This is a genomic window from Geobacillus proteiniphilus, from assembly GCF_001908025.1.
Lineage (GTDB): Bacteria > Bacillota > Bacilli > Bacillales > Anoxybacillaceae > Geobacillus > Geobacillus proteiniphilus.
Genome location: NZ_MQMG01000022.1, coordinates 43473 through 52882, shown reverse-complemented (window position 1 = coordinate 52882; position 9410 = coordinate 43473). Strand labels below are relative to the sequence as shown.

10 protein-coding genes are annotated in these 9410 nt (G+C 51.0%); 9 read left to right on the top strand and 1 reads right to left on the bottom strand.

Annotated elements, in window-relative coordinates; translation table 11 throughout:
• Nucleotides 1-152 precede the first annotated feature (152 nt).
• The 8 genes from BRO54_RS09360 to rsmI all read left to right on the top strand — a co-directional run bounded on the left by BRO54_RS09360 (nucleotide 153) and on the right by rsmI (nucleotide 6650).
• Nucleotides 153-359: a sigma factor G inhibitor Gin gene (locus tag BRO54_RS09360; protein WP_074043771.1), complete on the top strand. Its 207-nt coding sequence runs from the start codon at nucleotides 153-155 to the stop codon at nucleotides 357-359.
• Between the two features lie 170 nt (nucleotides 360-529).
• Complete coding sequence (locus tag BRO54_RS09355) at nucleotides 530-1963, top strand: aminotransferase class I/II-fold pyridoxal phosphate-dependent enzyme (protein ID WP_074043772.1); 1434 nt, start codon at nucleotides 530-532, stop codon at nucleotides 1961-1963.
• 26 nt (nucleotides 1964-1989) lie between these two features.
• Nucleotides 1990-2622 (top strand): dTMP kinase, encoded by a 633-nt coding sequence (tmk, locus tag BRO54_RS09350; RefSeq protein WP_041467722.1) that lies wholly within the window; start codon nucleotides 1990-1992, stop codon nucleotides 2620-2622.
• A gap of 78 nt (nucleotides 2623-2700) precedes the next feature.
• A complete protein-coding gene (gene holB / locus BRO54_RS09345; RefSeq protein WP_074043770.1) occupies nucleotides 2701-3693 on the top strand; it encodes a DNA polymerase III subunit delta' in 993 nt (330 codons plus the stop codon).
• Nucleotides 3694-3707: 14 nt separating this feature from the next.
• Nucleotides 3708-4535, top strand: a complete 828-nt coding sequence (locus BRO54_RS09340) for a PSP1 domain-containing protein (protein WP_074043769.1) — start codon at nucleotides 3708-3710, stop codon at nucleotides 4533-4535.
• A gap of 15 nt (nucleotides 4536-4550) precedes the next feature.
• The gene (gene yabA, locus BRO54_RS09335; RefSeq protein ID WP_074043768.1) at nucleotides 4551-4913 is read left to right on the top strand and encodes a DNA replication initiation control protein YabA; all 363 of its coding nucleotides are present in this window, start codon (nucleotides 4551-4553) and stop codon (nucleotides 4911-4913) included.
• Nucleotides 4914-4973: 60 nt separating this feature from the next.
• Nucleotides 4974-5723, top strand: a complete 750-nt coding sequence (locus BRO54_RS09330; protein ID WP_074043767.1) for a tRNA1(Val) (adenine(37)-N6)-methyltransferase — start codon at nucleotides 4974-4976, stop codon at nucleotides 5721-5723.
• Between the two features lie 15 nt (nucleotides 5724-5738).
• Nucleotides 5739-6650: a 16S rRNA (cytidine(1402)-2'-O)-methyltransferase gene (gene rsmI, locus BRO54_RS09325; protein ID WP_074043766.1), complete on the top strand. Its 912-nt coding sequence runs from the start codon at nucleotides 5739-5741 to the stop codon at nucleotides 6648-6650.
• 16 nt (nucleotides 6651-6666) lie between these two features.
• Here the strand turns inward: rsmI and BRO54_RS09320 are convergent, their stop codons facing one another.
• Complete coding sequence (locus BRO54_RS09320) at nucleotides 6667-6966, bottom strand: AbrB/MazE/SpoVT family DNA-binding domain-containing protein (protein WP_021322629.1); 300 nt, start codon at nucleotides 6964-6966, stop codon at nucleotides 6667-6669.
• Between the two features lie 396 nt (nucleotides 6967-7362).
• Between BRO54_RS09320 and metG the strand changes: the two genes are divergently transcribed.
• Nucleotides 7363-9315, top strand: coding sequence for a methionine--tRNA ligase (gene metG, locus BRO54_RS09315; RefSeq protein WP_074043765.1), 1953 nt, complete (start codon nucleotides 7363-7365; stop codon nucleotides 9313-9315).
• Nucleotides 9316-9410: the final 95 nt, after the last annotated feature.

Sequence of the window (9410 nt, the reverse complement as noted above, 5' to 3'; positions counted from 1 at the left end):
AATAAACGAGCAGCCAGTTGCATTGGTGCAATTGGCTGCTTTCGTTTTTTGAGGAAAAAACGATAAGGACCCGCTCAATGTCTCTCTTCCTTTCATCTACTAGTATAGAATGTTAGCAATGTGGGAAACATAGAGGATGGGAGGTGGAGAGCGTGAGGACATCAATAGCAGACCGGAATCAACGCGAACATGTATGCATCGTTTGTGAACAGGAAAAAAAGGAAGGGATTTTCCTTTTTGGCCATTTTCTTTGTTTGGACTGCAATCGGGCGATTGTGCAAACGAATACGGATGACCCGAACTACTCGATTTATGTGCGGCAGTTGCGCAAAATGTTTACATCGAAAATTCACTCGTAATCAGGGCCTGCATTTGGGCCTGTTTTTATTTGCGATTGACGCGACTCGTGCGTTTTTTCGGGCGTTTGTGATACTATATGTTTGATGTTTCTCCTGTATATCCCATGCATTTCGGCAGTCTGCCCGGATGATGGCCGTTCTTGGACAGACAGCAAGGAAAGAGGATGATGATGGATCAAACGAAAACTCCTTTATATGACGCCCTCGTGCACCATTGGGCGCGCCGCCCGGTTTCGTTTCACGTGCCGGGACATAAATACGGCGCTTTGTTTTCGGAACGAGGGAGAGATATGTTTGCGCCGCTGTTGGCGTTGGATGCGACGGAAATTTCCGGTTTGGATGACTTGCATCATCCTGAGTCGGTGATTGCCGAGGCGCAGGCGCTGGCGGCGGAGCTGTATGGCGTTAGGGAGACGTTTTTCCTTGTGAACGGTTCGACGGCAGGGAATTTGGCAATGATCGCCGCCGTGTGTGATGGAAAGAGGAAGAAAGTGATTGTGCAACGCAATTGCCATAAATCGGTGATGCATGCATTGCAACTCATGGGGGCCACTGCTGTTCTACTTGCCCCCGAGTTTGATCGTGATGTGTGTGTCGCTTCGCACATTCGTCCTGAAGCGGTCAAAGAGGCGTTGGCGCTTCATGGTGATGTTGCTGCGGTTGTATTGACGAACCCAAATTATTATGGAATGGCCGCCGATTTGACAGAAATCGTCCGTCTAGTTCATGAACATGGCATTCCGGTGCTGGTTGATGAGGCGCATGGCGCCCATTTCGTTGTCGGTCCCCCGTTTCCGACATCGGCGCTTCGCTATGGCGCCGATGTCGTCGTGCAGTCGGCGCATAAAACGTTGCCGGCGATGACGATGGGAGCGTTTTTGCATGTGAACAGCGAGCGGGTTGATCTTGAACGATTGAAGTATTTTTTGCAGTTGTTTCAGTCAAGCAGCCCGTCTTACCCGATTATGGCGTCGCTCGATTTGGCGCGGAGTTATGTCGCCCAGCTTTCAAAAAGCGATGCGGCGGCGATCGTGGCAGAAATTGAGGAGTTTAAAGCAGCCCTGGCGGATATTGACGGGGTGGCAGTCGTTTGTTCCCGCCATTTTGGCGTACAGACCGACCCGCTGAAAGTAACGGTGCAGACGCGCTGTTCCTTGACCGGGTATGAACTGCAGCGTCGGCTTGAGCGCGAAGGGGTGTTTGTCGAGCTCGTTGATCGAATGAACGTGCTTTTCGTTTGCCCGCTGGCGGTAACCGGGCGGCTTCAGGAAGCGGCGGAGAAAATCAAACGAGCGTGGCGCGATTTGCCAGATGGCGAGGCGCCGGTGTGTGACGCTTCGCCTTTTCTCGGCCCGCCGCTATCGGTTTTAGTCCCGTATGATGAATTGCGCCATTTGCGGACAAAAGCTGTGGCGCTCGAGGAAGCTGAAGGACATATAGCGGCGGAAACGGTTATTCCATATCCGCCTGGGGTGCCGCTCGTGTGGATCGGAGAACGGATCGGCCGCAGCCATATTGAACAGATCCGCCAGCTTCTTTGTCAGCGGGCGCACATACAAGGCGGAAGCCGGCTGAAAGATGGTCAATTGGTTGTATACGAATAGGGAGGATGGAAAGGATGCCGCGAGTGATGAACGGATGCTTTTTTTCGTTTGAAGGGCCGGAAGGAGCGGGCAAAACGACGATGATCAGCAAATTGGAGTCGTTGTTGCGTGAGCGGGGGATTGACGTCGTGGCGACGAGGGAACCGGGCGGAGTGCGCATTGCCGAGGCGATTCGCTCAATCATTTTAAACCGCGATTATACGGAGATGGACGGGCGGACGGAGGCGCTTTTGTATGCGGCGGCGCGCCGACAGCATTTGCTTGAGAAAATCGTGCCGGCGCTTGAGGCTGGGTGCGTCGTCCTTTGCGACCGGTTTGTTGATAGCTCCCTCGCCTACCAGGGATTTGCCCGCGGGCTTGGCATTGAAGAAGTATGGAAAATTAATGAGTTCGCTATTGATGGGTATATGCCGTCGCTGACGATTTATTTTGATATCGATCCGCAAATTGGGCTTGAACGAATCCGGCGAAATCGCGGCCGGGAAGTGAATCGGCTTGACCTTGAAACGTTGTCTTTTCATGAGAAGGTGCGAGAAGGGTATCGGGAACTCGCCAGACGGTTTGCCGACCGCATTGTCGTCATCGACGCGAACCGCCCGCTTGATGATGTATTCGCCGAAACAACGGCCGCGGTGCTTTCCCGCTTGAAAGGAAGATGACAGCGCCATTTCCATGAATCCGACCGTGATGATTCCTAGCGGACATGATAGAATAGAAATAAGAAATAAGGAAGAGTGATGGCGATGCGATGGGAACAGCTAGCGAAACGCCAGCCGGTGGTGGCGAAAATGCTGCAAAGCGGCTTGGAAAAAGGGCGGATTTCTCATGCGTACTTGTTTGAGGGGCAGCGGGGGACGGGCAAAAAAGCGGCCAGTTTGTTGTTGGCGAAACGTTTGTTTTGTCTGTCCCCAATCGGAGTTTCCCCGTGTCTAGAGTGCCGCAACTGCCGGCGCATCGACTCCGGCAACCACCCCGACGTCCGGATGATCGGCCCGGATGGAGGATCAATCAAAAAGGAACAAATCGAATGGCTGCAGCAAGAGTTCTCGAAAACAGCGGTCGAGTCGGATAAAAAAATGTACATCGTTGAGCACGCCGATCAAATGACGACAAGCGCTGCCAACAGCCTTCTGAAATTTTTGGAAGAGCCGCATCCGGGGACGGTGGCGGTATTGCTGACTGAGCAATACCACCGCCTGCTAGGGACGATCGTTTCCCGCTGTCAAGTGCTTTCGTTCCGGCCGTTGCCGCCGGCAGAGCTCGCCCAGGGACTTGTCGAGGAGCACGTGCCGTTGCCGTTGGCGCTGTTGGCTGCCCATTTGACAAACAGCTTCGAGGAAGCACTGGCGCTTGCCCAAGATAGTTGGTTTGCCGAGGCGCGAACATTAGTGCTACAATGGTATGAGATGCTGGGCAAGCCGGAGCTGCAGCTTTTGTTTTTCATCCACGACCGCTTGTTTCCGCATTTTTTGGAAAACCATCAGCTTGACCTTGGACTTGATTTGCTTTTATATTTATACCGCGATTTGTTGCATATTCAAACCGGGCAAATGGACGGCGTGTTATACCGCGATCAGCTGAACCGCCTGCAACGATGGGCGCTTGCTTGCCCGCAGCGGCGGATTGTGGCTGGCATGGAAGCGATTTTACAAGCGAAAACGCGTTTAAATACAACGAATATGAGCACGGCGTTGCTTGTTGAGCAGCTCGTTCTTCAATTAAAGCGGTAAAGGAGGGAGAGCCGTTGTATACGGTAGTCGGCGTTCGTTTTAAAAAAGCAGGGAAAATTTATTATTTTGACCCTGGCGATGCCGTTATTCCCGTCGGCGAATTCGTCATTGTTGAGACGGCGCGCGGCATTGAGTACGGAAAAGTCGTCATCGCCAATAAACAAGTCGACGAAAACGACATCGTGATGCCGCTCAAAAAAGTGATCCGTGTGGCGAATGAGAAAGATAAATGGGTTGTGGAAGAAAACAAAAAGGCGGCGCGCGAGGCGTATGACATTTGCTTGCGCAAAGTGGAGGAGCACGGGCTCGAAATGAAGCTCGTCGATGTGGAATATACGTTTGACCGCAATAAAGTGATCTTTTATTTCACTGCCGATGGGCGCGTCGATTTCCGCGAGCTTGTGAAGGACTTAGCGTCGATTTTCCGCACGCGCATTGAGCTGCGGCAAATCGGGGTGCGCGACGAGGCGAAAATGCTTGGCGGCATCGGGCCGTGCGGCCGCATGCTTTGTTGTTCGACGTTTTTAGGCGATTTTGAACCGGTGTCGATCAAAATGGCGAAAGATCAAAACTTGTCGCTCAATCCGACGAAGATTTCCGGGCTGTGCGGCCGGCTGATGTGTTGCCTGAAATATGAAAACGAAGAGTATGAGACGGCGAAAGAACAACTCCCGGATTTAGGGGAATATGTCGAAACACCGCACGGCTTCGGCAAAGTCGTCGGCTTGAACATTTTAGAGCGGGTGCTGCAAATCGAGCTTCCAGAATTCGGACGGGTCGTCGAATATACACTCGATGAGCTGATGAAAAACGGGACGTTGTCCATTCGCGTCGCAGATTAATTTGGGGTGGGGCCAGTGGAAAAAGTAGATAAAAAAGAAGTGTTTCGATCAGTGGCCAATATGGAAGAGCAACTTAGTTATTTTTACCGCGAGCTGGTGCAGCTGAAACAGCGCGTAACGGAGCTGTTAGAAGAGAATCACCAGCTGCAAATCGAAAATGCTCATTTGCGCCGTCGGCTTGAACAATTGTCAGAAGCATGGGAAGAAGGCAAACGAAAAGGGGACAAACATGGCAAAAAACTCATCGACATTGGCGAAGGGTATGACAATTTAGCCCGCCTTTACCAAGAAGGGTTTCATATTTGTCACATCCATTACGGAAGCGTTCGCACCGAGGGCGATTGTTTGTTTTGCTTGTCGTTTTTGAACAAAAACTAAAGGCAGCGCCACCCTTTCCGTTTCGGAAAGGTTATTTTTTTCAATGGAGGATCGTGCGTCATGGTGAAATTGTACGAGGATGAACGGCTCGATTATTTGTTTAACGAAGAGCTCCGCATCATTCAAAGTCCATCTGTATTTTCGTTTTCCCTTGATGCCGTGCTCCTTGCTCATTTTGCCTATATGCCGATTCAAAAGGGGCAGATTGTTGATTTGTGCACGGGCAACGGGGTGATTCCCCTCTTGTTGAGCCGGCGAACAAAAGGGACGATCATCGGCATTGAAATTCAAGAACGGCTTTGCGACATGGCGAGGCGAAGCGTGCAATACAACGGGCTTGAAGGACAAATCGAGATCATACACGGCGACATTAAAGAAGCGCCGCAACGGATCGGTTACAGCCGGTACGATGTCGTCACGTGCAACCCCCCGTATTTTCCGGCAGTCGGCAAAGACGAACTGAGCAAAAATGAACATATCGCCATCGCCCGCCATGAAATTTATTGCACCCTAGAGGATGTGATTCGCGTCAGCAGCCAGCTGTTGAAGCAAGGAGGGAAGGCGGCGTTCGTCCACCGGCCCGGGCGGCTGCTTGACCTTGTGACGCTCATGCGCCAATACCGTCTTGAGCCGAAACGGCTCCGCTTTGTGTACCCGAAAGCGGGCAAAGAGGCGAACATGATTTTAATTGAAGGGACAAAAGATGCAAGCCCGGACTTAAAAGTGTTGCCTCCGCTTGTCGTGTATGATGAGAATAACGAATATACCGAGGAGACGAAGCGGATCTTATATGGCATTATTTCATCTTAAAGGGGCGGAACAAGGATGCTTTGGCAGCAAAAAAGTTTTACCGAACAAACGGAACAAGGGACACTGTACATCGTGCCGACGCCGATCGGCAATTTGGAGGATATGACGTTTCGTGCGGTTAGGACGCTTCAGGAAGCTGACGTCATCGCCGCCGAAGACACAAGGCAGACGAAAAAGCTGCTCGCTCATTTCGACATCCATACGCCGCTCGTCAGCTACCATGAGCATAATAAATACGCGAGCGGCCGGCAGCTTGTCGAATGGCTGAAGGAAGGAAAAACGGTGGCATTGGTGAGCGACGCCGGGATGCCCGGCATTTCCGATCCGGGCTATGAGCTTATTGCTGCGGCGCTTGCCGAGCGCTGCCGCGTCGTCCCTCTTCCTGGAGCGAACGCGGCATTGACAGCGCTTGTCGCCTCCGGGCTGCCCACGGACCGCTTTTTGTTTGTCGGCTTTTTGGAACGGGCGAAAAAAGAGAAAAAAGAGCAGTTGCTGTCGTTAAAAACAGCGGCGGAGACGTTAATTTTTTATGAGGCGCCCCACCGCCTGAAAGAAACGCTCGCTCTCATGTATGATATATTCGGCAATCGGCGCATCGCTCTTGGCCGCGAGCTGACGAAACGGTTTGAGGAGTTCATCCGTGGCGATTTAAGTGATGTGGTCGCCTGGGCGGAAGAACATGACATCCGCGGCGAATTTTGCCTCATTGTCGAAGGGGCGCGAGACGGGAATAAACAAGAGCAAGAGGGAGAGGAATGGTGGCAGCCGCTTTCGCTTGTCGAACATGTCGATTATTATATTCGCGAGCACAGCCTTTCCGTCAAGGAGGCGGTGAAACAGGCGGCCAGTGATCGAAATATGTCGAAACGCGACGTTTATCGGCAGTATCATCAACAGCAAGAAGAAGAAAAAAAAGAGTTTCTCTGAAGCCAGAGAAACTTTTTTATTCTTTTTCTTTGTCCGCTGCTGCTTCTAGATGCTGTTGGATCTCCTGCAGCAAAATTTCCGCGCCTTCGCGGCTTAAAATGATTTTGCCGCCGGCCAGTTTGAAGTTGTCGTCCGACACTTCGCCGGTGACGACACACGTCATGTTCGGCTTATACTTTTTCAAAATGATGCGGTCATCGTCAACATAAATTTCCAACGCATCTTTTTCGTTAATATCCAACGTACGTCGCAGCTCAATCGGAATGACGACGCGGCCTAACTCATCGACTTTACGCACGATCCCTGTCGATTTCATCGTCGATTCTCCTCTCCGCAAAAAAGTTTTTTGTCGTTTATTCGTCAATATTCGACAAATTTCCTACAACCTAATCATATCAGTGTTTCCATTAAGCGTCAATCCTTTAATATGTAAAATTTTAAAAAAATGTATATTGTTATTTCAAAAAAAAGTTTGTTTAGAAAGAAAGGAGAAAACGAATAAATTTGCCTATCTAAACTCTATCCTTATATAATAAATTCGCAGCGAAGGTTGAAAATGCAGCGGTATTTTTGCTGGTTTGGGTATATTTTTTCAGCCCACGAGAAATAGATGTTTTTGTAGAATGAAAAAATTATGTAAAATAGAAGTAACGCCGCTCTCGTCGCCGGACGAGGGCTTTTGTGCTCAACAGTACGAGGGAGGGCCTAACCGATGGAGAAAAAAACGTTTTATTTGACGACGCCGATTTATTACCCGAGTGACCGCCTGCATATCGGTCATGCTTACACAACGGTGGCGGGGGACGCCATGGCTCGCTATAAACGGCTGCGCGGCTACGATGTCATGTATTTGACCGGCACCGATGAGCATGGGCAAAAAATTCAGCGCAAGGCGGAAGAAAAAGGAATAACGCCGCAGCAATACGTCGACGAGATCGTCGCTGGCATTCAGGAGCTATGGAAGAAGCTCGACATTTCCTACGACGATTTTATTCGCACAACGCAGGAGCGGCATAAAAAAGTCGTCGAACAAATTTTCGCCCGTCTTGTCGAACAAGGCGATATTTATTTAGGCGAATATGAGGGCTGGTATTGTACGCCGTGCGAATCGTTTTACACCGAGCGGCAGCTTGTGGACGGCAACTGTCCGGACTGCGGCCGGCCTGTTGAGAAAGTGAAAGAAGAGTCTTATTTCTTTCGGATGAGCAAATACGTCGACCGCTTGTTGCAATATTACGAAGAAAACCCCGATTTTATCCAACCGGAATCGCGGAAAAATGAGATGATCAACAACTTCATTAAGCCGGGGCTTGAGGATTTGGCCGTGTCGCGGACGACGTTCGATTGGGGCATTAAAGTGCCAGGCAATCCGAAACATGTCATCTATGTCTGGATCGACGCGCTCGCCAATTACATCACAGCGCTCGGCTACGGCACGGATAACGATGAAAAGTTCCGCAAATATTGGCCGGCCGACGTCCATTTGGTCGGCAAAGAAATTGTCCGTTTCCATACAATTTATTGGCCGATTATGCTGATGGCGCTCGGCTTGCCGTTGCCGAAAAAAGTATTCGGCCATGGCTGGTTGCTGATGAAGGATGGAAAAATGTCCAAATCGAAAGGCAATGTCGTCGACCCAGTGACGCTCATCGACCGGTATGGGCTTGATGCGCTCCGCTATTATTTGCTGCGGGAAGTGCCGTTCGGCGCTGATGGCGTGTTTACGCCGGAAGGATTTATTGAGCGCATCAACTATGACTTAGCCAACGACTTAGGCAACTTGTTGCACCGTACCGTAGCGATGATCGAGAAATATTTCAACGGTGTTATTCCGCCATACCGCGGGCCGAAAACACCGTTTGACCAAGAGTTGGCGCAAACGGCGCGCGAAGTGGTGCGTCAATACGAAGAAGCGATGGAGGGGATGGAGTTTTCCGTCGCTCTCGCCGCTGTTTGGCAGTTGATTAGCCGGACGAACAAATACATCGATGAAACGCAGCCATGGGTGTTGGCGAAAGACGAACAGAAACGGGATGAGCTTGCCGCCGTCATGACCCACTTGGCTGAATCCCTTCGCCATACGGCGGTGCTGCTTCAGCCATTTTTGACGCGCACGCCGGAGCGCATCTTCGCCCAGCTCGGCATCACGGACCGTTCGTTGAAAGAGTGGGACAGCTTATACGATTTCGGCCTCATTCCGGAAGGGACAAAGGTGCAAAAAGGAGAACCGCTCTTCCCACGCCTCGACATCGAAGCGGAAGTGGAGTACATTAAGGCGCATATGCAAGGGGGCAAACCGGCCGCCGAGCCGGTAAAAGAGGAAAAAAAAGCAGCGGAGGCGGCGGAAATTTCGATTGACGAGTTTGCCAAAATCGATTTGCGCGTCGCTGAAGTCATCCATGCCGAACGGATGAAAAACGCCGATAAGCTGTTGAAGCTTCAGCTTGACCTTGGCGGCGAGAAGCGGCAAGTGATCTCCGGCATTGCTGAGTTTTACAAGCCAGAAGAACTCGTCGGCAAAAAAGTCATTTGCGTCGCCAATTTAAAACCAGCCAAGCTTCGCGGCGAATGGTCGGAAGGCATGATTCTAGCCGGAGGCAGCGGCGGGGAGTTTTCGCTGGCGACGGTTGATCAATACGTGCCGAATGGAACGAAAATCAAATAATCGTTTGCTTGGCAGGGGGGTGTTGCGCTTGACACCTCCTTGTCGCTATTTTGTAATGGAAATGTTAACGAATTGTGACGTATGTAACCAATTTC

What these genes read in the sequence shown, in the direction of transcription:
- BRO54_RS09355 (WP_074043772.1), top strand. Translation starts at nt 530, where the DNA reads ATGGATCAAACGAAAACTCCTTTATATGACGCCCTCGTGCACCATTGG.
- tmk (WP_041467722.1), top strand. Translation starts at nt 1,990, where the DNA reads ATGAACGGATGCTTTTTTTCGTTTGAAGGGCCGGAAGGAGCGGGCAAA.
- holB (WP_074043770.1), top strand. Translation starts at nt 2,701, where the DNA reads ATGGCGATGCGATGGGAACAGCTAGCGAAACGCCAGCCGGTGGTGGCG.
- BRO54_RS09330 (WP_074043767.1), top strand. Translation starts at nt 4,974, where the DNA reads ATGGTGAAATTGTACGAGGATGAACGGCTCGATTATTTGTTTAACGAA.
- rsmI (WP_074043766.1), top strand. Translation starts at nt 5,739, where the DNA reads ATGCTTTGGCAGCAAAAAAGTTTTACCGAACAAACGGAACAAGGGACA.
- BRO54_RS09320 (WP_021322629.1), bottom strand. Translation starts at nt 6,966, where the DNA reads ATGAAATCGACAGGGATCGTGCGTAAAGTCGATGAGTTAGGCCGCGTC.
- metG (WP_074043765.1), top strand. Translation starts at nt 7,363, where the DNA reads ATGGAGAAAAAAACGTTTTATTTGACGACGCCGATTTATTACCCGAGT.